Raw genomic sequence first — 3,643 nt, forward strand, 5'->3', positions numbered from 1 at the left:
TCATTCGCCCAAAGGCTTGGCGAATGCCAAGTTTTCTAAGAAAGCATTATGATGTTCCTTTACCTATTACTGTAGTATGTTGTATTAGCCAGAAGCAATCGGACATGATAGGCTAAGATTAATAATCATTTAAGGGGATTTTTTATGAAATGGGCGACGAAAATAACAGAATTACTCCACATTGATTATCCGATTATTCAGGGCGGTTTGGCATATCTTGCTTATGCTGATTTAGCCGCAGCCGTATCAAACGCTGGCGGATTAGGGCAGATTACAGCCATGAGTTTAGGGAGCCCAGATGAACTACAGAAAGAAATACGTCGGGTAAAAACGCTAACAGATAAACCATTTGGCGTAAATTTTGCGATTGGCCAGCATGGACGGCCATTTGAGCATATGGTCCAGATGGCAATAGACGAAAAAGTACCAGTTATTTCAGTTACTGGAGGGAATCCAAAGGGCGTACTCGACATGGTTAATCCACATCCAATTAAAAAACTTGTGTTAGTAGCCGCAAGAAGACAGGCGGAGAAGGCAGAAGAATTAGGTGCTGACGCAGTTATGGTGGTTGGTCAGGAAGGTGGCGGGCATCTCGGACGCGGGGATGTCGGGACACTTGTATTGACCCCACAAGTAGTTGATCACGTTTCTATTCCTGTTATTGCATCAGGTGGAATTGGTGATGGCCGGGGGCTGATGGCTGCGCTTGCACTCGGCGCTGAGGGAATTGAAATGGGTACGCGATTTATTGCGACAAAGGAATGTGTTGATGCGCATCCTGCATACAAGCAAGCATTACTTGACGCTGATGAAAACGCCACAACAGTGATTAAGCAAACATTAGGAGCGCCAGCAAGGGCATTAAGAAATGAGTGGACAGACCGTATACTTGAAATGGAACAAAAGCAAGCTACATATGAGGAGATGAAGGATTTCATTAGCGGGCAAGCAAATAAACGATATATTTATGATGGTGAAGCAGCGGCTGGTTTTGGCTGGGCAGGACAAATTGCTGCCAGGATTCATACAGTTCCAGCTGTAAGTGAACTGATAACTGATTTAATAAAAGAAGCAGCGGATATTCGCAATAAATGGAAGTAACCAACAGGAGGAAAACACCTTGAATTATCATTATCCGATTGATGAAACATGGTCGAAAGAAGAAATTGTTGATGTCGTAAATTTTTTTACGATGATAGAGAGGGCATACGAAAAAAATGCAAAAAGTAATGACATTATGCTTGCTTACAAACGATTCAAGCAGATTGTCCCATCGAAAAGTGAAGAGAAGAAGCTGTTTTCCGATTTCGAAAAAGCTTCCGGTTATTCAAGCTATCATGTTGTTAAGCAGGCGAAAGAAAATGATAGACTAATCAGAATGAAAAAGAGCAGCTCCTAAATGAGCCGCTCTTTTATCATTTTTCAAGAGACATTTGATAAATCGGGATCAACTTATCATAGATAGATTTTACTTCATTTAAAAATTTACTGCCGTCTGTCAAAATTGGATCACTTGCTTCAAATTGTTTTCCGATTAATAACTCGGAGCTTTTGACATTTTTAAAGCGGTCTAAAACGTCCTTTATGGCTACATCTTTAATTTGCTCATTGGACTTCTTCATATGATCCAGCGAGAGGTCATAATCTTGTGGCAGTATTTGTTCAAGCTGATCCAGGTGTTGCAGAAATACTTCAGCCATTTCGTTTTTGTTCGGTAGTTCATAAATATATGCCAGCCATACGAAAACGCGATCGTCCCACAATCCGACCTGGAAATGCGGATGTTTTTTATAGCCCCGTTTATTATTTGCGATGGCAAGCCACGTATCCTTTGGTGGGTTGACGGATCTTCTTGCATGCTTGGCGATATGCAAAAACATTTCATTCCCTAATTTCGATTGCAAATGATCGACTAATTCGCTACCGATTTCCTGGAATTTTGGCTGAATCCGGTTTTGAATAGCCTCCATCCTTTCCTCTAACCCGTCAATTGAAAATGTAGCAAAGTCCTGTGCAGTAAAGCCGTTAAACGTCATGATGCATCATCCTTTCTTTATGTAACCTACATTGGATTTATTAAGATTATAATAATTATTAAGTATAGATGAAATACAGTCAAGTTAAACCGTTTAAAAAGGAATGGAAGTGGGTATTGATAATAAAGAATATAGATAATTGGAAAATGTTGAACGAAATTGCTGTTTTATCATATATATAATAAAAGCCATCTGAAAGGATGTAGGGACATGAAGTATGTAATGGAAGCATTAAGGCGAAAAGAAGCTCAGGAAAAACTTCCTGTCATTCGCATGGAAATCGATTATGAGCTTGTTACACTTCACGATGCGTTGAAAGCCAATGATACTGTTCAAATCATAAAGACAAAAGAGCGATTAGAACAACTGCGAAAACAATTACTTGAGATTGAAAATGAATAACAGCTGTAAGGTATAGTTGACCGCCTATGTTTTACATTCTTTACATAGCGGTCATTTTTGTCTGTTTTTTGGTTCCTTGGGATGTTCGTTTTTAATGACTATGGGTTATGGGTTTGATAGTATAGTAATAATCAGAGCATTGGAGGAGTACATATGAATGTGGAAACACGTGAAGAAATCTACAATCAGGCAAGAGCCTGGGTGCTTCAAGCTGGTACGATAATTAGGGAAAAAATTAATGATCCATTAACAGTGGAGACAAAATCAAACCCGAATGATCTCGTAACACATATGGATAAAGAAACGGAGCAGTTTTTTGCATCGTTAATAAAAGAAACATATCCAGATCATTCATTATTGAGTGAAGAGGGTTTTGGTGACGATCTCCAGTCTTTGGTCGACACTGTCTGGATAGTTGATCCAATTGACGGAACGATGAATTTTGTCCATCAAAAACGTAATTTTGCTATTTCAATTGGTATTTATCATGATGGCATTGGGGAAATCGGTCTTATTTATAATGTGATGGATGATATTCTGTATAGTGCAAAACGCGGTGAAGGGGCATATAAGAATGATGACAGGTTAGCCCATTTACGGGAAAATGTGCAACTGCATGAAGCAATATTGAGCTTGAATCACTTTTGGCTTTGTGAAAACCGCTTAGTTGACGAAACAAGAATGCAGCATCTGGTTAAGACAGTCCGGGGAACGAGAACTTATGGATCCGCTGCATTGGAGTTTGCTTATGTGGCGGAAGGGATCCTGGACGGCTATTTAACGTTAAGTCTTGCTCCGTGGGATGTGGCGGCAGGAATTGTGATCGTGAATGAAGTTGGCGGGGTAACCACAACTATTTCCGGAGAACCAGTTGACATGCTGGGACGTAATTCCGTATTTACCGGCAATCCAGCTATACGAAAGCCTGTTATCAAAGATTTCATTGAAAAAGGAAAGAAGTGACTTGCATTATTGCGAGCCACTTCTTTTTCGTTTAATAGTTAATCCTAATCCCATTGTGGCAAAGCCAAGCAGGATAAACAAGAGAACGAACCAGATATTGTGATAGGAAATTGCGACACCAACAGCTAGAAACATGGCAATTACCAGTGTGGCCAACAATAACATAGGGAGGTTAATATTCTTCATTTTTTCACTCCTAAATTTTAGAAAACTTGGCATTCGCCAAGCCTTTGGGCGAACGC

The 3,643-nt window shown here is 40.0% G+C and carries 6 protein-coding genes; 4 read left to right on the top strand and 2 right to left on the bottom strand.

Translation table 11 applies throughout. From position 1 onward, the window contains the following. Positions 1-144: 144 nt before the first annotated feature. Both IEX12_RS22865 and IEX12_RS22870 read left to right on the top strand, forming a co-directional pair. On the top strand, positions 145-1,101 hold the full coding sequence (locus IEX12_RS22865; protein ID WP_088050034.1) for an NAD(P)H-dependent flavin oxidoreductase: 957 nt from the start codon (positions 145-147) through the stop codon (positions 1,099-1,101). A gap of 19 nt (positions 1,102-1,120) precedes the next feature. After that, positions 1,121-1,399 (top strand): UPF0223 family protein, encoded by a 279-nt coding sequence (locus IEX12_RS22870; protein WP_088050035.1) that lies wholly within the window; start codon positions 1,121-1,123, stop codon positions 1,397-1,399. Between the two features lie 16 nt (positions 1,400-1,415). On the opposite strand, the gene IEX12_RS22875 is transcribed toward IEX12_RS22870, so the two are convergent. Next, entirely contained in the window at positions 1,416-2,036 is a 621-nt protein-coding gene (locus IEX12_RS22875; protein WP_088050036.1) for a DUF1054 domain-containing protein, read from the bottom strand. Between the two features lie 210 nt (positions 2,037-2,246). On the opposite strand from IEX12_RS22875, the gene IEX12_RS22880 reads away from it, so the two are divergent. Then, a complete protein-coding gene (locus tag IEX12_RS22880) occupies positions 2,247-2,438 on the top strand; it encodes a YkzI domain-containing protein (RefSeq protein WP_088050037.1) in 192 nt (63 codons plus the stop codon). Between the two features lie 153 nt (positions 2,439-2,591). Continuing rightward, positions 2,592-3,401, top strand: a complete 810-nt coding sequence (locus IEX12_RS22885) for an inositol monophosphatase family protein (RefSeq protein WP_088050038.1) — start codon at positions 2,592-2,594, stop codon at positions 3,399-3,401. A 6-nt stretch (positions 3,402-3,407) separates the two neighbouring features. On the opposite strand, the gene IEX12_RS22890 is transcribed toward IEX12_RS22885, so the two are convergent. Then, the gene (locus IEX12_RS22890) at positions 3,408-3,587 is read right to left on the bottom strand and encodes a DUF5325 family protein (RefSeq protein ID WP_088050039.1); all 180 of its coding nucleotides are present in this window, start codon (positions 3,585-3,587) and stop codon (positions 3,408-3,410) included. Between the last annotated feature and the right edge of the window lie 56 nt (positions 3,588-3,643).

The organism is Lentibacillus populi (assembly GCA_014642895.1).
GTDB classification, from domain to species: domain Bacteria; phylum Bacillota; class Bacilli; order Bacillales; family Amphibacillaceae; genus Lentibacillus_C; species Lentibacillus_C populi.

Excerpts from the sequence above, each read along its gene's own strand:
- IEX12_RS22865 (WP_088050034.1), top strand. The coding sequence starts at position 145 with ATGAAATGGGCGACGAAAATAACAGAATTACTCCACATTGATTATCCG.
- IEX12_RS22875 (WP_088050036.1), bottom strand. The coding sequence starts at position 2,036 with ATGACGTTTAACGGCTTTACTGCACAGGACTTTGCTACATTTTCAATT.
- IEX12_RS22880 (WP_088050037.1), top strand. The coding sequence starts at position 2,247 with ATGAAGTATGTAATGGAAGCATTAAGGCGAAAAGAAGCTCAGGAAAAA.
- IEX12_RS22885 (WP_088050038.1), top strand. The coding sequence starts at position 2,592 with ATGAATGTGGAAACACGTGAAGAAATCTACAATCAGGCAAGAGCCTGG.
- IEX12_RS22890 (WP_088050039.1), bottom strand. The coding sequence starts at position 3,587 with ATGAAGAATATTAACCTCCCTATGTTATTGTTGGCCACACTGGTAATT.